A 21,693-nucleotide genomic window follows, 5' to 3' on the forward strand; every position below is an offset into this window, starting at 1 on the left:
CGGCGGCGCGGGCACGCGGGAACTCGGCACACCAAAGTGCGCCGCAGGCAAGCGTACGCCATACCCGGCCCGCCACCCAAACCGGGCCGCCGGTCAGGCCGGACAGAGCTCGTCGAGCCGGCCCTGGAGCCGGTCGAACTCCGTCTCGTCGATCGCCTGCACGTCGGTGCCGAGCCCGCCCACCTCGGCGGCGAGGTCCGCCAGCAGCGTACGCAGCCGCGGGTCGCTCGCCTGCCCGGACTGCTCCCGCAGCGCGTCCCGCCAGCCGGCTAGGGCCGTCTCCGCGTCCTTCCGGGCGGCGTCCGCGGTCTTGCGGTCGCCGCGGCCGGTGGCGCGCAGCATCTCGGCCAGCTTGAACACGTACGTCTGCACGGCTGCGGAGCCGGCCTGTTTGGCGCGGGCGCAGACACCCGGATCGCCGGTGACGGTCGGGGCCGGGGTGGTGGCGGTGGGCGGTGGGGCCGGTGAGGCGAAGCCCACCGCGAAGGGGTCCTCGCCCCGGTCGGCGCAGCCCGCGCCGGCCAGCAGCACCCCGGTCAGCGCGGTGACCGCGAACACCCGACGCATGTCTCCTCCCTCCGGGGCCGGCCGTCCCGACCGGGGGTCGACGGAGACGGCAGGGCCCCTGCCCCGGACTCTGTTGCCGGTGCAGGGGCCCTGTCAAACGCCGTGCAGGTCAGCGGCTCACGGCCGGGTACGCCGCCGGGCGCCGCCGCGCCGGGAACGCCGGCGGGCGGTGCCGCTCTCGGCGCCCTCCTCGTCCCCGTCGCCGATGGCGTCCGGGTCGTCCGCGGCGGCCAGCCGGGCCGAGTCGCCCTGCTGGCTGTCCGCCACCGCCGGGGCGGCCGCAGTGTCCGCCTCGTACCGGGACAGGTCGTAGCCCTGGGTGTCGTAGTAGTCGTCCGTGGTGTCGACCACCTCGGCGACGGCCTTCTCCGGCGCGGCCGGTGCGGGCTGCTCCGCGGCCTCCGCGGCAGGCTTCTCCGCGGCCTCCGCGGCGGGCTTCTCCGCGGCGCCCTTGCGGCCCCGGCGCCGGCCCTTCTCCTCGGTGGCGGGGCTGGTGACGGCCGAGGCCACGGCCTTGACCTTCTCCCCCGCGCCGCCGCGCGGCTTCTCCGGCACCGGCTCGGTGTGGATGATGACGCCCCGGCCCTTGCAGCACTCGCAGGTCTCGCTGAACGCCTCCAGCAGGCCCGCGCCGATCCGCTTGCGGGTCATCTGCACCAGGCCGAGCGAGGTGATCTCGGTGACCTGGTGCTTGGTGCGGTCCCGGCCGAGGCACTCGGTGAGCCGGCGCAGCACCAGCTCCCGGTTCGACTCCAGCACCATGTCGATGAAGTCGATCACCACGATGCCGCCGAGGTCGCGCAGCCGGAGCTGACGCACGATCTCCTCGGCCGCCTCCAGGTTGTTACGGGTGACCGTCTCCTCCAGGTTGCCCCCGGAGCCGGTGTACTTGCCGGTGTTGACGTCGATGACGGTCATCGCCTCGGTGCGGTCGATCACCAGCGAGCCGCCGGAGGGGAGGAAGACCTTCCGGTCCAGGCCCTTGAGGATCTGCTCGTCGATCCGGTACTCGGCGAAGACGTCGGTGGTGCCGGCGTGCCGGCGCAGCCGGGCCACCAGGTCCGGCGAGACGTGCGACAGGTAGGACTCGACCAGGTCGTACGCCGACTCGCCCTCGATGACCAGCTCGCGGAAGTCCTCGTTGAACAGGTCCCGGACCACCCGGATGACCAGGTCGGGCTCCTCGTAGAGCAGCACCGGGGCGCCGCCCTCGGCCGCCTTGGCCTGGATCTCCTCCCACTGCGCCTGGAGCCGCTTGACATCCCGGGCCAGCTCGTCCTCGCTGGCGCCCTCGGCGGCCGTCCGGACGATCACCCCGGCACCGTCCGGCACCAGCTTCTTGAGGATGTCCCGCAGCCGCTTGCGCTCGGTGTCCGGCAGCTTCCGGCTGATGCCCGAGGCGTTGCCGTTCGGCACGTAGACCAGGTGCCGGCCGGAGAGCGCGATGTGGCTGGTCAGCCGGGCGCCCTTGTGCCCGATCGGGTCCTTGGTGACCTGCACCAGCACCGAGTCGCCGGACCGGAGCGCCTGCTCGATCGAGCGGGCCCGGCCCTCCAGGCCGGTGGTGTCCCAGTTGACCTCGCCGGCGTAGAGCACGGCGTTGCGGCCGCGCCCGATGTCGACGAAGGCCGCCTCCATGCTGGGCAGGACGTTCTGCACCTTGCCCAGGTAGACGTTGCCGGCCATGGTGCCGGACGAGTTGCGGGTCACGTAGTGCTCGACCAGCACGCCGTCCTCGAGGACCGCGATCTGGGTCCGGTCGCCCCGCTGGCGGACCGCCATCACCCGGTCGACCGCCTCCCGCCGGGCCAGGAACTCCGACTCGCTGAGGATCGGCGGGCGGGTACGCCGCTGCTCCCGGCCGTCCCGGCGGCGCTGGCGCTTGGCCTCCAGGCGGGTCGAGCCGGAGACGCCCTGCACCTCGTCGACGGCCTTGCGCGGCTCGCGGATCTTGACGACGGTGGGTACGCCGTCCTCGGCGGCGGTCTCCGCCTCACCAGCGCCCCGGCGGCGGCGCCGACGGCGACGACGGGTCATCCCCTCGCCCTCGGCCTCCTCCTCCTCGTCCTCGCTCTCCTCGGCCTCCGCCTCGGCGGACTCGGCGCGGACGGCCTCCTCGGCCTCCTCGTCCTCGGCCTCCTCGACGCCCCGGCCACGGCCCCGGCCCCGGCGGCCGCGGCGACGACGGCGCCGGTTGGCCGCCTCGTCCTCGTCCTCCTCCGCCTCGGCGACCTCCTCGGCCTCCGTGGTCGGCTCCTCCTCGACCTCCACCTCCACCGGCTCGGCCTCGCGGCGACCGCGCCGGCGACGCCGGCCGGTCTCCGCCGGCTCCTCGACCGGCTCCTCGGCGGGCGGGTAGGTGACCCGGACGACCGGGGCCTCCTCGGGCTGGGGAGGCATGAACAGGACGGTCGGCGCGGAGAGCGCGGCCCGGCGGCGACGGCCGGTGGGCGCGGGCTCCTCGGCCGGCTCCTCGGCGGGACCCGGCACGGCGGCGCCCGGCGACACCTCACCGGTCCGGTCCTCCGGACCGCCGGCGCGGGCCAGGACGGCCTCGTCGGCGCGCCGCTCGCCGGGGGTCGGCTCGTCCTCGGCGTCCTCGCCGACGGCGTCCTCGTCCTCCGGCTCGCCCTCGGCGGACGCCGAGGGCTCCGGGGCGGTGGACGGCTCCGGAGCGGCGGGCGGTTCGGTGTCGGCCTGCGGCTCGGCGATCGCGTGCGGCTCGACCGCCGGTCCGGCGGTCTCGGCGGGCTCCTCGCCCAGCGACTCCTCCGTGGCGACCTCGACGGGCGGCGGGGTGCTCTTGCGGCGGCGGGTGCGGGTCACCTTGACCGGCGGCACCACCTCGTCGGAGGCGGCCTCCACGCCGGCCGCGGCCACCGGTTCCTCGGCCGCCTTGGCGGGGGTCGCCTTGCGCCGCCGCCGGGTCTTCGGCGCGGCCTCCAACTCCCCGGCGACCGGGGCGAACACCTCGGCCTGCGGCGACTCGCCGCTCCCCGTCGCCGCGGTCGACGCCTCGACGGGCGCGTCGGTCTGCTCCGGCTGGTTCAGCGGCGCCGCCTTGCGGCGGCTGGCCCGCTTACGGGCCGGCGGCTTGACCTCGGCGGTGCTGTCGGTGCTGCTGGCGGCGGTTGCCTCGGCCGGCTCTGCGCCGGTCCGTTCGCCGCCCTCGGGCTCGTTCTCGAGCATGGACGTTCTCCAGTTCTGGCTGCCCCGGGCGCGGGTGAGCGCTGCCACGCAGGGTCGCCGCAAAAGGTGTTTCCGCCGGGCGCGCAGGTGCGCGACCGCCGAAGTCTGCCTGCCAGAACGCTGACCGTCCGGTCAGCGTTCTCCGATGGCTGCCCCGTCGCGATCCGCGTCCAACGGATCGACGATCTCGCCCTGCGCGGTCAGCGTGCCCTGCGCCAGCCGGATCACCCTCGGGGAGACCGGCGGCTCCAGGTCGGCCACCACGCGGAGGCCGGAAAGGACGTCATCGGGTCGTACGGAGGGGGTGACCTGCCGCACGACCAGTTCGAGTATCGCACACGGTACGGCCGTCGCCCCGGAAGGCGTCTCGGACGGCGGCAGCGCATCGATCGACATGACGGCGGCGCGGGCGTCGAACGTGCGCCGCCCCTGCTTGGTCATCCGCTCGACCTGGATCTCCTCGGCGGCGGTGAACGCGCTCACGGCCTGCTCCAGCACGGCCGGGTCGACCTCGGGCAGCTCGATCCGCCACCGGGAGGCCTCGATCCGGTCGGCCAGGCTGCCGCCGGTGGCCTCCACGGCGTCCAGCACGTCGAGCCCGGGCGACAGGGCGGCGTCCAGGGCCGCGCGCAGCTGCGCCGGCTCGACCGGCTCGCGCAGGCCGATCTCCAGGTACTCCGCCTCGCTGGCCACGCCGGTCGGCGCCGCGGAGGCGTACGAGATCTTCGGGTGCGGGGTGAAACCCTGGGAGAAGGCGATCGGTACGCCGGCCCGGCGCAACGCGCGCTCGAAGGCCCGGGCGAAGTCCCGGTGCGAGGTGAACCGCAGAGGTCCACGCTTGGCGTACCGGATCCGGACCCGCTGGACGACCGGCGCCTGGCCGCCCTCGGGTTGAGGCTTTCTGGCGATCGTGAACTCCTCGGCTGTGCCTGCGTGTCGGTCCCATCCTGGCGCAGCGGCCGGTACGGCCCGCAGCCGGGGCGGCGGAAGCGGCCGGACGAACCGGCCGGAACCGGTCAGCGAGGGGCTGTCCGGCCCGCCGGGAGACGACGGTGGCCGGCCGGCGACGCGCAGGTCGCCCGGCCGGCCACCACGGGTCAGGACCGGTTGCCGCCCGGTGGCGGGTACGTCCCCGGCGGCGGCGGAACGTGGCCGGGCGGCGGAGCGTACGGGTTCGCGCCCGGCGGGACCTGGCCGCCCGGCGGGGCGTGGTAGCCGGCCGGGACGGGTGGCGTGCCGTAGCCGGCCCCGGCGCTCCGGTCGAGCCGGTCGTCGGGGACGGCGGCGGCCCGGCCCGCCTCGCGGCGGTAGCGGCGCCGGTTCCAGATCAGGAAGACCACCAGCGCCACCAGCACCAGCAACACCGCGGCGATGCCGATGCCGATGACCATCACCTGCTGGTCGGTGGGGCCGCCCCGGTCGCCGTACTCGGTGACGTCGAAGTCGTCGTCCTCGGCCGCCTGCGGCGGAGCCGAGCCGGCCGGGGCCGCGCCCAGCAGCGGGTTCGCCGAGACCGCCGGCACCCTGGCGGTCAGCGCCGCCACCGGATCGATCCGGCCGAACCCGTACTGCGGGTCGCGACCGGGCGGGCCCGCGTCCCGGGCGGTGCGGATGATCCGGTTGATCACGTTGGGCGCGGAGAGATCCGGATACTTCGCGCGGATCAGCGCCGCGATGCCGGAGACGATCGCCGTGGCGTCGGAGGTGCCGTCGCCCCAGCCGTAGCCGTGGTCCGGGCCGGCGTTGTAGATGCTGTCGGCGGGGGCGGCCACCACGGCCTCCGGCCCCTGCGCGGAGCCGGACCAGAAACGCCCGCCCCGGGTGGTGCCGGTCACCGCGATCACCCCGGGAACGTTGGCCGGGTTGATCACCTCAGTGTGCCCCTTGGCGGTGTTGCCGGCACCGGCCACCACCACCACGTCCCGTTCCAGGGCGTACTTGATCGCGGCCTGCTCGTCGTCGGAGGCCACGCCCATGGCGCCGTAGGACAGGTTGATGACCTTGGCGCCGCCGTCCACGGCCATCCGGATGCCCTGGGCCGACGCCGCGTCGCTGACGTCCCCGTCGCCGGGCTTCGTCTTGATCGGCAGGATCCGCACGCCGGGCGCGATGCCGGTCACCCCGTCCGGACCGGCGTCGCGCGCCGCGATGATGCCGGCCATATGGGTGCCGTGACCGTCCGCGTCGGAGCGTCCGTCTCCGGACGCGCCGTAGCTGCGACCGCCGGGAAGCACCTGGCCGGCCAACTCCGGGTGGGTGGCGTCGACACCGCTGTCCACCACGGCGACGGTGACCCCGCGCCCGGTGGACAGCTTGTGCGCCTGGTCGATGCGCAGCTCGTCCAGGTACCACTGCTCGGCCCGCCGCGGCGCGGCGACCGCCGGTTGGACGGCCCCCAGGACCATGAGCCCGGCCAGCAGGCCGGCCGCGACCGGCCGGAGCGCGCCCACGTGCAACCTCATCCGTCCGTCCTCAGCGCAGGATGCCCGGCGACGCGGCGTCACCGCTGCCCCACGGGTCGTCGTCCTCAGTCAACCACGACGAGTGCTCGCTGCCGGCGCCGCCGTGCCCGGCGCCGCCGTGCCCGCCCATCATGCCGCCGCGCGCGCCGCCCGCGCCCGCGCCGGCCGCGTTGCGCAGTGCGCTGGCCGCGCTGGTCATCGGGGGCACCTTGCCGTTGCCGCCACCGACCATGCCGGGGATGCCGCCCATGCCGATCCCGCCGGCCGCGCCGATCCCGCCGCCACCGATGCCGCCGGCCGAGCCGAGGCCGGCGCCGCCGCCCCCGAAGCCGCCGCCGAGCCCCCCGGAGTTGACGCTGCCACCGAGACCGCCGGTGCCGCCGTAGCCACCGCCGAGGGTCGGCGTGCCGGCGCCCGCGAGGCCGCTGCCGTAGTCGTGGTCGCCGGTCCCGGTGCCCGGGTAGCCCGCGCCCGTGGACGGCGGGGTGTAGGTGCCGGCGCCGCCGCCGCTGCCCCCGCCGCCGCCGAAGTCCGGGCCGCCCGTGGTGGGCGGAGGCGTGAACGACCCGCCGCCACCGCCGAAGGAGCCCCCACCGCCGATGCCGGTGCTGCCGAGGGAGGGCCCGCCTCCGCCGAAACCGCCGCCCCCACCCCCGGCGCCGCCGCCACCGCCACCGCCGTCCGGCAGGCCGACCGGCGGCTTCCGGTCATCGGGACGGTAGTCGTCGATGTCGGTCTTCGGGTTCGGCACGATCAGCTTGGGCCGCTCCGTCTCCACCGCGGCGGGCAGCGGCGACATGGCCGAGTTGGCCGCCTGCTGGTTGTCGCGGTACCAGTTGTCCAGGTGCGACTTGGTGTCCCACCAGCCGCCGCGCTTGTGATCCTCGGCGTTGCCGTCGACCTTCATGGTCGCCTCGAGGTCGTCGGCCTTGTCGCGGAACGCGCCGTCGGCGTACGAGGCCGGGTTGCTCTGGTAGTCCTTCCGCAGCGCGGCCAGGAAACCCGACGCGCTCTCGCCGTCGCGGGCGTCGTCGAGTTCGGTGCCGTTGGGCAGGCTCCACTCGTTCCAACCGAAGTCGTCCATGAGCGGGATCGGGATGCTCGCCACCGATTTGCGGATGTCACCCTCGATCCGCGACAGCGCCCCGCTGACGTTGCTGGCGTGGGTGATGAGCTCCTCGATCTCCTTGCCGATGTCGCCCAGGTGCTCGCGGTACGCGTCGCCGCCACTGCCCTTCCAGCCGCTGAGCAGACCGGGGAGGCCACCGCTGTGCGGGCGCTCCTGGCCGGGCGCGATCGGGCCCACGAAGGACCGGCCGACGAGCGCGTCCCGCAGGTAGCCCAGGCCGGTGGAGAGGTTGCTCCATCCCACCCCGACCGAGCCGACCGTCTCCGGATCCGCCGACAGCGTGACCTCGCGGACACACCGCTCCCAGGTTCCTCCAGCCATGACCTTCTCCCCCCTCAGGCCGTGTACGGGTAGGTGGGCTGCTCGCCCGTCGCCGGCGGCGGAGCGGCGGACTCCAGCATCCGCTCGATTTCCTTGCCGTTGGCGGCGTTGCGGGCCTCCGTGTCGCGGAACGCCTTGGCGATGTCCTCGGTGCCCTGCTTCAGGGTGGCGAGCTTCGTGGAGAGCGCCTTGAGGTGGCCCTCCATGTTCGCCGTCGACTTCGTCAGCGCCTGCCACTGCATCCGGGCGTCCTCGTACGCGCCGAACGGCGTGCCGTTGGGCACCGTCTGCGCGTTGTTGCTGTCGCCCTTCATCCGCTCCTTGATGCGTTCCATCTCGTAGCTGATGGTGTCGTCGACATACTGCTTGAGGCGCTCGACGTAGTCCGCCGCGGCGTCCAGGTCCTCGACGCTGACGTGCAGATCGCCGGTGTCCGGCGGCCTGATGTCACCCATGCTGCTGCCCTCCCCGCTGCCGGCCCCCGGCCGGTCCAATACGGACGCAGCGTATCGAGCGACGGCCAGTCGGGGCACCCCCACCCCGGGTGACGGGACATCGACGGGTGCGGAGTCCCGGAATGTGACGGAGCGCGGGACCCCCGTGGGGATCCCGCGCTCCGGTGCGCGTCGCGGTGTTACTGCTGGGCGCCGGTGGGCAGCTTCAGCCCGTTCACCGGGGTCAGCGGCAGCAGCTTCCGGCCGGTCGGGCCGATCTGGATCTCGGTGTCCATGGACGGGCAGACGCCGCAGTCGAAGCAGGGCGTCCAGCGGCAGTCGTCCTGCTCGTACTCGGCCAGCGAGTCCTGCCAGTCCTGCCAGAGCCAGTCCTTGTCCAGGCCCGAGTCGAGGTGGTCCCAGGGCAGGACCTCCAGCTCGTCACGCTCCCGGGTGGTGAACCAGTCCAGGTCCACCCCGAAGGACGGCAGCACCTCGGCCGCCGCGTCCACCCAGCGCCGGTAGGAGAAGTGCTCGCTCCAGCCGTCGAACCGGCCGCCGTCCTCCCAGACCTTGCGGATCACCGCGCCGACCCGGCGATCGCCCCGGGACAGCAGGCCCTCGATCAGCGACGGTTCGCCGTCGTGGTAGCGGAAGCCGATCGCCCGGCCCAGCGAGCGGTCGCTGTTGATGGCCTGCTTGAGCAGCTTCAGCCGGCCGTCGATGACCTCCGGGCGCTCCATGGCGGCCCACTGGAACGGGGTGTGCGGCTTCGGCACGAAGCCACCGATCGAGACGGTGCAGCGGATGTCCTTCGACCCGGTCGCCGCCCGGCCGGCCCGGATGACCTCGTGGGCCATGTCCGCGATCTCGAGGACGTCCTCGTCGGTCTCGGTGGGCAGCCCGCACATGAAGTAAAGCTTCACCTGCCGCCAGCCGTTGGTGTACGCGGTCACCACGGTGCGGATCAGGTCTTCCTTCGACACCATCTTGTTGATGACCTTGCGGATCCGCTCCGACCCGCCCTCGGGGGCGAAGGTCAGGCCGGTCCGCCGGCCGTTGCGGGACAGCTCCTGCGCCAGGTCGATGTTGAAGGCGTCCACCCGCGTCGACGGCAGCGAGAGCGACACGTTGGTGCCCTCGTACTGCTGCGCGAGGCCGGAGCACATGTCGCCGATCTCGGAGTGGTCGGCCGACGACAGCGACAGCAGGCCCACCTCGTGGAAGCCGGAGAACTCCAGCCCCTGCTGCACCATCTGGCCGACGGTGGTGATCGAGCGCTCCCGCACCGGCCGGGTGATCATCCCGGCCTGGCAGAACCGGCAGCCGCGGGTGCACCCGCGGAAGATTTCCACCGCGTAGCGCTCGTGGACCGTCTCGGCCAGCGGCACGAGGGGCTTCTTCGGGTACGGCCAGGCGTCCAGGTCCATCGTCGTGCGCTTGTGCACCCGGAACGGCACGTCGGGGCGGTTCGGCACGACCCGCTGGATCCGGCCGTCGGGCAGGTAGTCCACGTCGTAGAAGCGCGGCACGTAGATGCTCTCGGTGCGGGCCAGCCGCAGCAGCAGCTCGTCCCGGCCGCCCGGGCAGCCCTCGGCCTTCCAGTCCCGGACGATCGCGGTGATCTCCAGCACCGCCTCCTCGCCGTCGCCGAGCACGGCGGCGTCGACGAAGTCGGCGATCGGCTCCGGGTTGAACGCGGCGTGCCCGCCGGCCACGATCACCGGGTCGGCCTCGGTGCGGTCGGCCGCGAGCAGCGGGATGCCGGCCAGGTCGATCGCGGTGAGCAGGTTGGTGTAGCCCAGCTCGGTGGAGAAGGAGACGCCGAACACGTCGAAGTCGCGCACCGCGCGGTGGGCGTCGACGGTGAACTGCGGCACGCCGTGGGCGCGCATCAGCTTCTCCAGGTCGGGCCAGACCGCGTACGTCCGCTCGGCCAGCACGTCGGGCAGCTCGTTGAGCACCTCGTAGAGGATCTGCACGCCTTGGTTGGGCAGGCCCACCTCGTACGCGTCCGGGTACATCAGCGCCCAGCGCACGGTCGCCGCGTCCCAGTCCTTGACCACCGCACCCAGCTCGCCACCCACGTACTGGATGGGCTTGGTCACCTGCGGCAGCAGCGGCTCCAGGCGGGGCCACACGGAATTGGCCGCGACCGGGCGCGGCGTCGTCGACGGGGCACTCATGATGCCCAAGCGTACGCGGTCCTCCGCCACCCCCATCCTCACCTGCACCCCCAGCCGCGTTGATCAAGAATTTCGCGTCGGGATCCGGGCCGATCCCGACACAAACCTCTTGATCGACGAGCGGGGCGGGACGAGGGCGGCGTGGGGCGGTGCTGGGAATTCGTCGGGGGTGGCGGGGCGGTACTAACCTCGCTACGGGCGCGAGAGGAGATTGCCGCGATGTCGCAGCCGCAGCCGGGGGCGGACCGGCCGGCCGACGGGGGCACCCCGGCCGCCGGGCGGAACGGGGATCCGGTGATCGCCGGATTGCCTGCCGACGGTCCGCCGCAGGCCGACGCCGCGCTCCCCACCCCGCCGGAGCCGGAGTCCGCGCCGGAGTCCGGCGCGCCGGATGCCGAGGCCCGGCCCGCCGCACCCGACCCGCAGCCGCCCGCACCAGGTGCGGCCGTCTCGGAGGGCGAGCCCATCCCGCCGGCCGACACCGCCGCGCAGGCGGAAGCCGTCGCGCAGAGCGAGCCCACCCCGCACGCCGCAGAGACAGCGCAGCCGGAACCTGCGGCGCGGGCCGACCGAGTCCAACCGGCCGCACCCGACGCCCAGGCGGCGCCGGAGGCCGACACCGCGGCCCGGCCCCACCCCGCGGACCCCGACTCCACCCCGGTCTCACCGGCGGGTCCCGCCCGTGGTTCCGCCGCGGTGCCCGGCCCGGCACGCGCCGCCGGCTCCGCCCGAGTCGTCCCCCGCCCCGACGCCGCCCCCGTGGCCCAGCGACCGGACCCCACCCGGGTGGAACAGCGGCCGGACCCCACCCGGGTCGATGACCACGCCGAGAGCCCGCCCGCGCCGCGCTGGAGCGGGTCCGCCGCGGTCCCGCCCCCGACGCCGCGCAAGCGCGCCTGGGGCGAGTCGGCCGAACCCACCCCGGTGCCGCCGGTCGACTCGCCGGAGCACCAGGTCCCGGTCGACCCGTGGGCGGGCGTGGACACCACCGGGTGGGACCTGCACTCCGCCGACTTCCCGGCGCTGCCGCCGACGCTCCCCTACACGGCGCCCTATCCGGTGCCGCACCCGCCGCCGGCGCACACCCCGCCCCACCCCGCCCCGCCGGTCGCCGCCGCGCCGCCTGCGGTCGTTCCGAACCCACCGGCGGCCCGGCCGGTCCCGCCGCCCGCGCCGCCGAAGCAGCGCCGCGCGAAGAAGACCTCGCCGCCGGTGACCGCGCCGCCCGGGTGGGGGCCGCCCAAGGGGTACGTGGCCGTGCCGGTCCGCCGCCGGCGCCGCTGGCCCTGGGTGCTGTTGCTGAGCGTCGCCTGCTGCTGCGGCGTGCCGCTCTGGTGGGCCCAGCCGCTGTCCGCCCAGTACCCGGCGACGGCGAGCCTGCCCGAACAGCTCGGCTCGCTGCGGCTGCGCCAGGACGAGGGCAGTCAGGCCGCCGCCGCGGAGCTGAAGCAGCAGGTACGCCAGGCGCACCTGCTCGCCGAGGACACCTTCGCCGGCATCTACACGACGAACGACGGCAAGCGGGTGACGCTGTTCGGCGGGACGGGGTTCCGGCTGAGCCCCGAGTCGGACGCGCAGGCCGAGCTGGACCGCCTCACCGACCGGTACACGCTCAAGCCGTCGGTGCCGGTGGAGACCGGTGTCCGGGGCCGGTACGAGCGCTGCGCGGTGGGCCGGTCCGACGGCGACACGGTGGTGGTGTGCACCTCGGTCGACCACGGCAGCCTGGCCACCGGCGTCTTCACCCGACTGTCCGTCGAGGACAGCGGCCGGCTGCTGGACGACCTGCGCCAGCAGGTGGTGACCCCCCAGCAGTCCTGAGCAACCGTCACCGTTCGCAACGTATCGAACACGTAAAGGTTCCGCCTTGCTTCCGGGCCGGATCGGCCCGAGGGGTGACAATCAGGACATGTCGCGGCGTTGGCTCTTCGCTGACCAGCTGGGGCCGCACTTCCTCGACGAGCGGACGCAGCCGGTTCTCCTCATCGAGTCCAAGGCGGTCTTCCGGCGGCGCGTCTACCACCGGCAGAAGGCCCACCTGGTCCTCTCCGCGCTCCGGCACCGCGCCGCCGAGCTGGGCGACCAGGCGATCTTCCTACGCGGCGAGACGTACGGGCAGGCGCTGAAGCAGGTTGGTGAGCCGCTGGAGGTGTGTCACCCCACCTCGCGGCGGGCGCTGGAGTTCGTCCGGAGCCTGGACGGGGTCACCGTGCTGCCGGCCCGGGGCTACGTGACCAGCCTGACGGACTTCGCCGACTGGGCCGACGGCCGGCGCGGCGCCCTGCGGATGGAGGCGTTCTACCGGTTCGCCCGGGAGCACCACGGGGTGCTGCTGGACGGCCGCGAGCCGGCCGGCGGCCGGTGGAGCTTCGACACCGAGAACCGCGAGCCGCCGCCGAAGGACGGGCGGCTCGGCATCCCGGCACCGCCGCTGCCGAAGGAGGACGACATCGACGCGGAGGTCCGGGCCGACCTGGACCGCTGGGAGGGGGAGGGCATCCGGTTCGCCGGGCGGGACGGGCCGCGCCGGTTCCCGGCCACCACTGGCGAGGCCCGGTCCCGGCTGTCGCACTTCCTCCGGCACCGGCTCACCGCGTTCGGCCGGTACGAGGACGCGATGCTCTCCACCGACCCGTGGCTGGCGCACAGCGCGCTGTCGTCCTCGTTCAACCTGGGCCTGCTGGACCCGATGGCGGCGGTCCGTGGCGCCGAGCGGGCGTACCGGCGGCAGGAGGCGCCGCTGGCCGCGGCGGAGGGCTTCGTCCGGCAGGTGATGGGCTGGCGGGACTACATCTGGCACACCTACTGGTACTTCGGGAGGGGCTGGCGGGACAGCAACGAGCTGGGCGCCCGCCGTTCCCTGCCGGACTGGTGGCGCGACCTCGACACGCGCGCGGTCGAGGCGCGCTGCCTCGAGGACGTGCTGACTGGCGTCCGGGACCGGGGCTGGGTGCACCACATCCCGCGGCTCATGGTGCTCGGCAACTACGCCCTCCAGCGCGGCTGGCGCCCGTCCGAGCTGGTCGAGTGGTTCCACACCCGGTTCGTGGACGGTCACGAGTGGGTGATGACCGGCAACGTGATCGGCATGAGCCAGTACGCCGACCTGGGCCGGATGACCACCAAGCCGTACGTGGCCGGCGGCGCGTACATCAACCGGATGAGCGACTACTGCGGCGGCTGCCGGTACGACCCACGCCGGCGGGTCGGCGAGGACGCCTGCCCGTTCACCGCCGGCTACTGGGCGTTCCTGGCCGACAACCGCGGGCGGATCCCGGCGAACGCACGGATGGCGCGGGCCATGAAGCAGCTGGCGCGCCTCGGCGACCTGGACGCGGTGCTCGCCCAGGAGCGGCGGCGCGGCAGCGACCCGCCGTGACGCCTCAGGCGGCCGGGTCGGCCGGGGGCTCGGCGCGCTTGGGGGCGTAGCGCGGCACGTACTCCTGGCCGGTGAGCTTCTGGATCTCGGCCATCATCTCGTCGGTCATCTCCCGCAGCGACGTGCGATCGTCCGACCGGCCGGTGAAGTCCAGCGGCTTGCCGAACCGGATGGTGATCTGCGCCCGGCCGGGCCGGGGCACCCGCGTGCCGATGGGCTGCGCCTTGTCGGTGCCGGTCACGCCCACCGGGATGATCGGCACGCCGGCCGCCACCGCCAGCCGGGCCGCCCCGGTCCGCCCCCGGTAGAGCCGGCCGTCCGGCGAGCGCGTGCCCTCCGGGTAGACGGCCACCAGGTCGCCGGCCTTGAGCACCGGGATGGCGGCGTCGAACGCGGACAGCGCGGCCCGCCCGCCGGCCCGCTCGACCGGGATGGCCCCCAGCCCGGTCAGCACGAACTTGGAGAAGGCGCCCTTCACGCCGGTGCCCTTGAAGTACTCCGACTTCGCCCAGAAGGCCAGGTGCCGGGGCACCACGGTGCCGAGCAGCAGCTCGTCGGCGACGGAGAGATGGTTGCCCGCGAAGATCGCGCCGCCGGTCGCCGGGATGTGCTCCAACCCCTCCACGTGCGGACGGAAGGCCAACCGCAGCGTGGGCGCCACGGTGAGCTTGCCGATGGTGTAGAGCAGGGGCACGGGTCCTCCGGCGGTCGTACGTGAACAGGCGCTGTCACGGTAGCGGACGGGTCCGCATCGGGCGGATCGGGTGGTCAGGCGTCCGCGGGGTGGTCCGGCGGCGCGGACGCCGCCGGACCTGCCCCGACGTCATACCCGCCGGACGGCCACCGTCACCCGCTCGCCCTCGCCGACCTCGCCGGCGAAGCCGGCGACGCCCTCGGCGAAGTCGACCGTGTCGGCCAGCACCTCCCGGGCCACGAAGTCGGTGTACGCGGCGACCGCCGCGCGCACCTCCTCCGAGGCGGAGACGGCCACCACGATCCGGTCCGAGACGTCCAGGTCGGCGTCCCGGCGGGCCTGCTGCACCACCCGGACCACGTCCCGGGCCAGCCCCTCGGCGGCCAGCTCCGGGGTTACCTCGGTGTCCAGCACGACCACGCCCTCGCCGCCGGGCAGCGGCGCGGAGTGCTCGGCGTCGGCGGCGACCAGGCGCAGCTCGTACTCGCCCTCGGCCAGGGTGATGCCGGCGGCGACCGGGGCGCCGTCCTGAAGCTCCCACTCCCCGGCCTTGACCGCCTTGATCACCTGCTGGACCGCCTTGCCGACCCGCGGGCCGAGCGCCCGGGGCACCACGGTCAGCACCTGCTGGCAGTACGCCGACACCGCGTCGGTGAACTCCACCGCCTTCACGTTGACCTCGTCGGCGACCAGGTCGGCGAAGGGCCGCAGCTGGGCCGCGACCGGGGAGGCCACGGTCAGCTTCGACAGCGGCAGCCGCACCCGCAGGCCCTTGGCCTTGCGCAGCGACAGCGCCGCCGAGGCGACCGCCCGCACGTTGTCCATGGCGGCGACCAGCTCGTGGTCGGCCGGGAACTCCTCAGCCGACGGGAAGTCGGTCAGGTGCACCGACCGCTCGCCGGTGAGCCCGCGCCAGATCTCCTCGGCGGTCAGCGGCGCCAGCGGCGCCACCACCCGGCAGAGCGTCTCCAGCACGGTCCAGAGCGTGTCGAACGCGTCGGCGTCGCCCGCCCAGAACCGGTCCCGCGACCGGCGCACGTACCAGTTGGTCAGCGCGTCCAGGTAGGACCGCACGCTGGCGCACGCGCCCGAGATGTCGTACGCGTCGAGCTGCCCCTGGACCGTCGACACCAGCTCGTTCGTCTTCGCCAGCACGTACCGGTCGAGCAGGTGCGTCGAGTCGGTGCGGCGCTTCGCCGTGTAGGAGTCGGCGTTGGCGTAGAGCGAGAAGAAGTACCAGACGTTCCAGAGCGGCAGCAGCACCTGACGCACCGCGTCCCGGATGAGCGTCTCGGTGACCGCCATGTCGCCGCCGCGCAGCACCGGCGAGGACATCAGCATCCAGCGCATCGCGTCCGACCCGTACGCGTCGAAGACGTGGTAGACGTCCGGGTAGTTGCGCAGGCTCTTGGACATCTTGCGCCCGTCGGAGCCGAGCAGGATGCCGTGGCTCAGGCAGTTGCGGAACGCCGGCCGGTCGAACAGCGCCGTGGCCAGCACGTGCATGGTGTAGAACCAGCCACGCGTCTGTCCGATGTACTCGACGATGAAGTCGCCCGGATAGTGGTGCTCGAACCACTCGCGGTTCTCGAACGGGTAGTGCACCTGGGCGAACGGCATCGAGCCGGACTCGAACCAGCAGTCCAGCACCTCGGGCACCCGGCGCATCATCGACTTGCCCGTCGGGTCGTCCGGGTTGGGCCGGACCAGGTCGTCCACCGCCGGCCGGTGCAGGTCGGTCAGGCGTACGCCGAAGTCCCGCTCCAGGTCGGCCAGCGAGCCGTACACGTCGACCCGCGGGTAGTTCGGGTCGTCGGACTTCCACACCGGGATCGGCGAGCCCCAGAACCGGTTCCGGCTGATCGACCAGTCCCGGGCGTTGGCCAGCCACTTGCCGAACGAGCCGTCCTTGATGTGCCCGGGCGTCCAGTTGATCTGCTGGTTGAGCTCGACCATCCGGTCCTTGAACCGGGTCACGGCGACGAACCAGGAGGACACCGCCTTGTAGACCAGCGGGGTGTCGCAGCGCCAGCAGTGCGGGTAGGAGTGGGTGTAGGTGTCCTGCCGGAGCACCACCCCCCGCTCCTTCAGCTCCCGGATCACCGGCTTGTTCACGTCGAAGACCTGCTCGCCCTGATACGGCGGGACCAGCCCGGTGAACCGGGTGTGGTCGTCCACGGTGACGATGGTCGGGATGCCGGCCGCGTTGCAGGTGTTCTGGTCGTCCTCACCGAAGGCCGGTGCCAGGTGGACGATCCCGGTGCCGTCCTCGGTGGTGACGAAGTCCGCGCCGAGCACCTGGTAGGCGTTCTCGCCGGCCTGCTCGACGAGGAAGTCGTAGAGCGGGGTGTAGCGGCGCCCGACCAGGTCCCGGCCGTACACGGTGCCGACCTGCTCGTAGCCCTCCAGCTCCTTGGCGTACGCGCCGAGCCGCGCGGCGCCGACCAGGTAGCGGCCGCCGTCGCGCTCCAGCACCGCGTACTCGATGTCGGGGCCGACGGCGAGCGCCAGGTTCGACGGCAGGGTCCACGGCGTGGTGGTCCAGACGCCGAGCCGCACCGGGCCGCGCACCGGCTCGGGGGCCGCGTCGTCGGCGGTCAGCTCGAACCAGACGGTCAGCGTCGGGTCGTGCCGGTCCTTGTAGACGTCGTCCATCCGGGTCTCGGTGTTCGACAGCGGGGTCTCGCACCGCCAGCAGTACGCCAGCACCCGGAAGCCCTCGTAGACCAGACCCTTGTCGTGCAGGGTCCGGAAGGCCCACATGACGCTTTCCATGTAGTCCAGGTCGAGCGTCTTGTAGTCGTTGGCGAAGTCGACCCAGCGGGCCTGCCGGGTGACGTACCGCTCCCAGTCCTGGGTGAACTCCAGCACCGAGGTGCGGCAGGCCTCGTTGAACCGGGCCACGCCGAGGTCGAGGATCTCGGCCTTGGTGGTGATGCCGAGCTGCTTCTCGGCCACCACCTCGGCCGGCAGGCCGTGGCAGTCCCAGCCGAACCGGCGCTCGACGTGGCGGCCGCGCATGGTCTGGTAGCGGGGCACCACGTCCTTGACGTACCCGGTGAAGAGGTGGCCGTAGTGCGGCAGGCCGTTGGCGAAGGGCGGGCCGTCGTAGAAGACGAACTCGTTCTTCCCGTCCTCCCCGGCGGGGCGGGCCTCCACGGACGCCTCGAAGGTCTTGTCGGCCGTCCAGTGCTCCAGGACCCGGCGCTCGACCGCGGGCAGGTCCGGGCTCGCCGGGACGCCGCCGGCGGTCGGGTCGTGCAACGGATAGGCCATCGGGGGTCGCTCTCCTCAGCAGCTCACATGTCCGTGTGGGTCTGCGAGGACGAACCCGTTCCCGGTACGCCGTGCCGGCGCCCGGGGCTGGGCCCGCGGTACCACCCCGCTTGGCGGCCGATGGTGCGACCGCCCGCTCGTTGGCCGGCTGTGACGGGCCGGTCCCGTCCGGTTCTACTGAGCCGGTCACCCGGCCGTTCTTCCGGAGGCTCACCGGTGATGGCCGGGTCGTCGCCTGTGTGCCCACAAGCGTACTCGACCCACCCCCCGTCCCGCCCCCGACTATCACCCCACCCCGGCGATCATGAGGTTGACGGCGACATCCGAGATCGTCATCGCCGCCAACCTCATGATCGAATCAGCGGGTCCGGGTCAGTGGGTGGGGGCCGGGAGGGTGGTGGTCCAGAGAGCGGTGCCGGCGCGGTCGCGGAGGTGGACCGTCAGCGCGGCCGACTCCCCGTCGATCGTGACCTCGCCGAAGTGCTGGAAGCCCTCGGCCGGGGAAGTGTTGGCGCGGGGCGGGGCGTGCACGAAGACGGCCTGCGGGCCGAAGGTGCCGTCCAGGGCGTTCGGGCCGAACGCGCCGGCGTGCGCCGGGCCGGAGACGAACTCCCAGAACGGGCTGAAGTCGCCGACCGCCGCGCGGGCCGGGTCGTAGTGGAGGGCGGCGCTGTAGTGCACGTCGGCCGTGAGGAAGACCAGGCCCGTCACGCCGGCCCGGTGGGTGGCCCGGAGCACCTCGGCGAACTCCAGCTCCCGGCCCGCGGGCGCGCCCGGGTCGCCCTGCGCGACGCCTTCCTGGGCCGTGGGACCGTCCGGGACCACCACGCCGATCGGCAGGTCGTTGGCGATGACCTTCCAGGTCGCCCGGGACCGGGTCAGCTCGCGGATCAGCCACTCCCGCTGCTCCTGCCCCAGCAGGCCCCGGTGCGGGTCGGCGTACGTGTTGCCGTCGTTCGGGTCCTTGTAGGTGCGCATGTCGAGGACGAACACGTCCAGCAGCGGCCCGTACGACAGCTTGCGGTGGAGCGGCCCGTCCGCGGGGGCCGGCACCCACTCGTGGAACGCCTGGCGGGCCCGGGCGGCGAGCACGTCCACCCGCCGCTCGGTGTACCGGGCGTCGTCGAGGATCTCCCCCGGGTACCAGTTGTTCAGCACCTCGTGGTCGTCCCACTGGTTGACCTGGGGCACCTCGGCGGCGAACGCCCGCAGGTGCTCGTCCAGCAGGTTGTACGCGAACTGCCCGCGGTACTCGGCCAGAGTCTCGGCCACCTTGCTCTTCTCCGGCGTGACCAGGTTGCGCCAGATCCGCCCGTCGGGCAGCGTGACGCTCTCGGTGAGCGGGCCGTCGGCGTAGACGGTGTCGCCGCTGCACAGGAAGAAGTCGGGGCGGCGCTCGCGCATCGACCGGAAGATGGCCAGGCCGTCGAAGTCGGGGCTGATACCCCAGCCCTGCCCGACGATGTCCCCGGTCCAGACGAAGCGCACGTCCCGGCGCTGGTGCCGCCCGGGGGCCGTGGCGAACGAGCCGGCCAGCGGCTCGCTGGCCAGGCCGGGCCGGTCCAGGCTCTCCACCCGGACCCGGTAGTACAGCCGCTCGCCCGCCGGCAGGCCGCGCAGCCGGACCCGGCCGGTGAAGTCGCCCGTCGGATCGAGCACCGGGCCCCGCACCACACGCGCCCCGCGCAGGTCGGGCCGGCGGCTCAGCTCCACCAGCATCCGGCCGGGCCGGTCCGCCCGGGTCCAGACCAGCGCCGAGTCGGCGGTCACGTCGCCGCTCTGCACGCCGTGGGTGAGCAGCGGCCGCCCGGCCGGCCGCCAGGCGGGGGCGGCCAGCGCGCCGGGCGCGCCGAGCAGCGCGCCGCCGGCGACACCGGCGCCGGCGACCAGGCTGGCGCGGAGCAGCGTACGTCGATCGAGTTGCGTCATGGATCCTCCCGGTTCGAAAGTCGCCAGGCCGGTCTACCGGGCGGACGTGACCGGGGGTGCCGAGCGAGGTGACGCGCACCCCAACGACGGCTGTCGAACCCGGCACCGTTCCCCATGACCACCGTCACACCCCCGCACCGTCACACCGGCCCCGCCCCGATCCGTCGTGTGGGCGTACGGACGAGACGAAGGAGGCGGCGATGAGCCGGATGGACACGGCAGCGGTGGCGCCGGAGGCGTACCGGGCGGTGCTCGGGTTGGAGAAGTACGTCCAGAAGAACGTCGACCACACCGTGCTGGAGCTGGTCAAGCTGCGGGCGTCGATGTTGAACGGCTGCTCGTTCTGCGTCGACATGCACAGCCGGGACGCGCTGGGGGCGGGTGAGTCCAGCCGGCGGCTGTTCGCCGTCGCGGCGTGGCGGGAGGCGCCCTTCTTCACCGAGCGGGAGCGGGCCGCGCTGGCGCTGACCGACGCGGTGACCCGGCTCGGCGAGCACGGCGTGCCGGACGACGTCTGGGACGCCGCCGCGAAGGTCTGGTCGGAGAAGGAACTGGCCGATCTGCTGGTCGCGATCGCCACAATCAACGTGTGGAACCGGATCTCGGTGAGCACCCGTACCGAGCCGCCGGTCGAGGTGTGACCTCACCCTCGGCGGCGGCGCAGGCGGCCGGTGCGCTCACCGCGCACCGGCCGATGCTGCTCGGGCTGGCGTACCGGCTGCTGGGCAGCCTGCACGACGCCGAGGACGTGCTCCAGGAGGCGTACCTGCGCTGGCTGGCCGTCGACCGGGACAGCGTGGCCGAGCCGCGCCGCTACCTGTCCCGGGTGGTCACCCGGCTGGCCCTCGACCGGCTGCGGGCCCGGCAGGCGGCCCGGGAGACGTACGTGGGGCCGTGGCTGCCCGAGCAGGTGGCGACCGACCCGTCCCCGTTCGGCCCGCTGGACACGGTCGAGCAGCGCGAGACGCTCTCCACGGCGCTGCTGCACCTGCTCGAACGGCTCACCCCGCCGGAACGCGCCGTGTACGTGCTGCACACCGCGTTCGCCCTGCCGTACGCCGAGATCGGCGACCTGCTGGACCGGTCCGCGGCGGACTGCCGGCAACTGCACCACCGCGCGGTGGCCCGGATCGCCGACGGCCGGCGGCGGTTCACCGCCGGGCCGGCCGAGCAGCGGCGGCTGCTCGACGCCTTCCTGGCCGCGGCGCGCGACGGCGACCTGGCCCGGCTGACCGGCCTGGTCGCGGCCGACGCGACCGCGTGGAACGACGGCGGCGGCCGGGTCTCCGCGGCCCGCAACCCGGTTCACGGCGCGGAGCGGATCGCGCGATTCTTCGCCGGTCTGTACCACCACCGCCACCCCGAGGTGCAGAGCACCGTGGTCGAGCTCAACGGCGCGCCCGCGCTGCTGCTGACCTGGCCGTCCGGCGGCCGCTACACGCTCTCCGTGGCCGCCGCCGACGGCCGGATCACCGGCGTCTACCTGGTCGGCAACCCGGACAAACTGCCCGCCGTGCCGGGCTGAGGACGCGCGACGGCCCCGGCCCGCACGTGCGGAACCGGGGCCGTGGCGAGAGGCCGGGTCAGCCCAGCTCGGGGAACCAGAGGGCGATCTCGCGCTTGGCGCTGTCGACCGAGTCGGAGGCGTGCACCAGGTTCTCCCGGTTGGAGAGGGAGAGGTCGCCGCGGATGGTGCCGGCGGCGGCCTTGCGGCCGTCGGTGCTGCCGATCATCCCGCGCACCACCTCGATCACCTGGTCTCCGGAGAGCACCAGGGCCACCAGCGGGCCGCTCGTCATGAACGCCTTCAGCGGCGGGTAGAACGGCTTGTCCACGTGCTCGGCGTAGTGCTGGTCGGCGAAGTCGCCGTCCAGGGTGCGGGTCACCAGCGCGTCGATCCGCAGGCCCTTGCGCTCGAAACGGGTGAGGATCTCCCCCACCAGACCGCGGCGGACCGCGTCGGGCTTGATCAGTACGAGCGTGCGCTCGTCCGGGCTGCTGCTGGACACGCTGGTTTCCTCCTGTGCGCGGAACCGGGTCGGGCTGGGTACGGTCAGCGTAGCGACCCGGTCCCGGCGCCGGCGCGGCGGCTGCTCCTTCCCTGGGTCGCCGCGGCGGCCTAGCCTG

Annotated in this window: 15 protein-coding genes; 4 read left to right on the forward strand and 11 right to left on the reverse strand. The window is 73.8% G+C overall.

The genetic code is table 11. The features are described 5' to 3' along the window. Nucleotides 1–93: 93 nt before the first annotated feature. From ABZW14_RS31630 to ABZW14_RS31660, 7 genes are all read right to left on the reverse strand, one after another. Entirely contained in the window at nt 94–567 is a 474-nt protein-coding gene (locus ABZW14_RS31630; RefSeq protein ID WP_355353978.1) for a hypothetical protein, read from the reverse strand. A gap of 117 nt (nt 568–684) precedes the next feature. After that, a complete protein-coding gene (locus ABZW14_RS31635) occupies nt 685–3,756 on the reverse strand; it encodes an Rne/Rng family ribonuclease (protein ID WP_355353981.1) in 3,072 nt (1,023 codons plus the stop codon). Nucleotides 3,757–3,888: 132 nt separating this feature from the next. Beyond that, the gene (locus ABZW14_RS31640) at nt 3,889–4,608 is read right to left on the reverse strand and encodes a TIGR03936 family radical SAM-associated protein (protein ID WP_355354030.1); all 720 of its coding nucleotides are present in this window, start codon (nt 4,606–4,608) and stop codon (nt 3,889–3,891) included. 245 nt (nt 4,609–4,853) lie between these two features. Then, nucleotides 4,854–6,218 (reverse strand): type VII secretion-associated serine protease mycosin, encoded by a 1,365-nt coding sequence (gene mycP / locus ABZW14_RS31645; protein WP_355353984.1) that lies wholly within the window; start codon nt 6,216–6,218, stop codon nt 4,854–4,856. 10 nt (nt 6,219–6,228) lie between these two features. Then, nucleotides 6,229–7,668, reverse strand: coding sequence for a hypothetical protein (locus tag ABZW14_RS31650; RefSeq protein WP_355353987.1), 1,440 nt, complete (start codon nt 7,666–7,668; stop codon nt 6,229–6,231). 14 nt (nt 7,669–7,682) lie between these two features. After that, nucleotides 7,683–8,123 carry a hypothetical protein gene (locus tag ABZW14_RS31655; protein ID WP_262282015.1) on the reverse strand — a complete coding sequence of 147 codons (441 nt, stop codon included), beginning with the start codon at nt 8,121–8,123 and terminating at the stop codon, nt 7,683–7,685. A 179-nt stretch (nt 8,124–8,302) separates the two neighbouring features. Beyond that, complete coding sequence (locus tag ABZW14_RS31660) at nt 8,303–10,288, reverse strand: TIGR03960 family B12-binding radical SAM protein (protein WP_355353990.1); 1,986 nt, start codon at nt 10,286–10,288, stop codon at nt 8,303–8,305. 219 nt (nt 10,289–10,507) lie between these two features. Here ABZW14_RS31660 and ABZW14_RS31665 point away from each other — a divergent pair, with 219 nt between their 5' ends. Further along, nucleotides 10,508–12,109, forward strand: a complete 1,602-nt coding sequence (locus tag ABZW14_RS31665) for a hypothetical protein (protein WP_355353993.1) — start codon at nt 10,508–10,510, stop codon at nt 12,107–12,109. A gap of 88 nt (nt 12,110–12,197) precedes the next feature. Beyond that, nucleotides 12,198–13,667: a cryptochrome/photolyase family protein gene (locus ABZW14_RS31670; RefSeq protein ID WP_355353996.1), complete on the forward strand. Its 1,470-nt coding sequence runs from the start codon at nt 12,198–12,200 to the stop codon at nt 13,665–13,667. Between the two features lie 4 nt (nt 13,668–13,671). Here ABZW14_RS31670 and ABZW14_RS31675 read toward each other — a convergent pair whose 3' ends face one another. The 3 genes from ABZW14_RS31675 to ABZW14_RS31685 all read right to left on the reverse strand — a co-directional run bounded on the left by ABZW14_RS31675 (nt 13,672) and on the right by ABZW14_RS31685 (nt 19,566). Continuing rightward, nucleotides 13,672–14,361, reverse strand: coding sequence for a lysophospholipid acyltransferase family protein (locus ABZW14_RS31675; RefSeq protein ID WP_355353999.1), 690 nt, complete (start codon nt 14,359–14,361; stop codon nt 13,672–13,674). A 129-nt stretch (nt 14,362–14,490) separates the two neighbouring features. After that, nucleotides 14,491–17,637: an isoleucine--tRNA ligase gene (gene ileS / locus ABZW14_RS31680; protein WP_355354002.1), complete on the reverse strand. Its 3,147-nt coding sequence runs from the start codon at nt 17,635–17,637 to the stop codon at nt 14,491–14,493. 372 nt (nt 17,638–18,009) lie between these two features. Then, nucleotides 18,010–19,566 (reverse strand): alkaline phosphatase D family protein, encoded by a 1,557-nt coding sequence (locus ABZW14_RS31685; RefSeq protein ID WP_355354004.1) that lies wholly within the window; start codon nt 19,564–19,566, stop codon nt 18,010–18,012. Nucleotides 19,567–19,766: 200 nt separating this feature from the next. Between ABZW14_RS31685 and ABZW14_RS31690 the strand changes: the two genes are divergently transcribed. Both ABZW14_RS31690 and sigJ read left to right on the forward strand, forming a co-directional pair. Then, on the forward strand, nt 19,767–20,207 hold the full coding sequence (locus tag ABZW14_RS31690) for a carboxymuconolactone decarboxylase family protein (RefSeq protein ID WP_355354006.1): 441 nt from the start codon (nt 19,767–19,769) through the stop codon (nt 20,205–20,207). Then, entirely contained in the window at nt 20,204–21,091 is an 888-nt protein-coding gene (gene sigJ, locus ABZW14_RS31695; RefSeq protein WP_355354009.1) for an RNA polymerase sigma factor SigJ, read from the forward strand. Before ABZW14_RS31690 ends, sigJ begins: the two co-directional genes overlap by 4 nt. Nucleotides 21,092–21,149: 58 nt before the next feature. On the opposite strand, the gene ndk is transcribed toward sigJ, so the two are convergent. Then, nucleotides 21,150–21,575, reverse strand: coding sequence for a nucleoside-diphosphate kinase (gene ndk / locus ABZW14_RS31700; protein WP_355354012.1), 426 nt, complete (start codon nt 21,573–21,575; stop codon nt 21,150–21,152). Between the last annotated feature and the right edge of the window lie 118 nt (nt 21,576–21,693).

The organism is Micromonospora sp. NPDC004551 (assembly GCF_040609975.1).
In the GTDB taxonomy this organism is placed as follows: Bacteria; Actinomycetota; Actinomycetes; order Mycobacteriales; family Micromonosporaceae; genus Micromonospora.

Excerpts from the sequence above, each read along its gene's own strand:
- ABZW14_RS31630 (WP_355353978.1), bottom strand. The coding sequence starts at position 567 with ATGCGTCGGGTGTTCGCGGTCACCGCGCTGACCGGGGTGCTGCTGGCC.
- ABZW14_RS31635 (WP_355353981.1), bottom strand. The coding sequence starts at position 3,756 with ATGCTCGAGAACGAGCCCGAGGGCGGCGAACGGACCGGCGCAGAGCCG.
- mycP (WP_355353984.1), bottom strand. The coding sequence starts at position 6,218 with ATGAGGTTGCACGTGGGCGCGCTCCGGCCGGTCGCGGCCGGCCTGCTG.
- ABZW14_RS31650 (WP_355353987.1), bottom strand. The coding sequence starts at position 7,668 with ATGGCTGGAGGAACCTGGGAGCGGTGTGTCCGCGAGGTCACGCTGTCG.
- ABZW14_RS31655 (WP_262282015.1), bottom strand. The coding sequence starts at position 8,123 with ATGGGTGACATCAGGCCGCCGGACACCGGCGATCTGCACGTCAGCGTC.
- ABZW14_RS31660 (WP_355353990.1), bottom strand. The coding sequence starts at position 10,288 with ATGAGTGCCCCGTCGACGACGCCGCGCCCGGTCGCGGCCAATTCCGTG.
- ABZW14_RS31665 (WP_355353993.1), top strand. The coding sequence starts at position 10,508 with ATGTCGCAGCCGCAGCCGGGGGCGGACCGGCCGGCCGACGGGGGCACC.
- ABZW14_RS31670 (WP_355353996.1), top strand. The coding sequence starts at position 12,198 with ATGTCGCGGCGTTGGCTCTTCGCTGACCAGCTGGGGCCGCACTTCCTC.
- ileS (WP_355354002.1), bottom strand. The coding sequence starts at position 17,637 with ATGGCCTATCCGTTGCACGACCCGACCGCCGGCGGCGTCCCGGCGAGC.
- ABZW14_RS31685 (WP_355354004.1), bottom strand. The coding sequence starts at position 19,566 with ATGACGCAACTCGATCGACGTACGCTGCTCCGCGCCAGCCTGGTCGCC.
- ABZW14_RS31690 (WP_355354006.1), top strand. The coding sequence starts at position 19,767 with ATGAGCCGGATGGACACGGCAGCGGTGGCGCCGGAGGCGTACCGGGCG.